The sequence below is a fragment of the Burkholderia sp. SIMBA_062 genome, from assembly GCF_046534765.1.
Taxonomy (GTDB): domain Bacteria; phylum Pseudomonadota; class Gammaproteobacteria; order Burkholderiales; family Burkholderiaceae; genus Burkholderia; species Burkholderia ambifaria.
In genome coordinates this window covers 1-236 of sequence record NZ_JAWRYD010000623.1, presented here as the reverse complement: position 1 = coordinate 236, position 236 = coordinate 1, and the positions used below count along the sequence as shown (strand labels likewise).

At 39.0% G+C, this 236-nt stretch carries 1 protein-coding gene; it reads left to right on the top strand.

Annotated elements, in window-relative coordinates; all coding sequences use genetic code 11:
• On the top strand, positions 1 to 190 hold a 190-nt coding region (locus SB786_RS37675; RefSeq protein WP_410731769.1), incomplete at its 5' end, for a hypothetical protein.
• Positions 191 to 236: the final 46 nt, after the last annotated feature.

Sequence of the window (236 nt, the reverse complement as noted above, 5' to 3'; positions counted from 1 at the left end):
GGGTTTTCGTAAAATAGAATACATGCAAAGTGTAAAATATTTGCTTTTGTTTGCGGCAGTACTCTGTACTGTCCAAACTTTAACTACCAAAGGGATTGGGGGCAAGAATTTAGGTGGGGTAAACGGAACGATGGGCAGATTGTTTGAAGCTAATACCATTATAGTTTTAGATGGGTGTGCAAACGGGTAATATTTCTTCTGTTCCTTCGACGGGTTTATTATGACCACTTAATCAC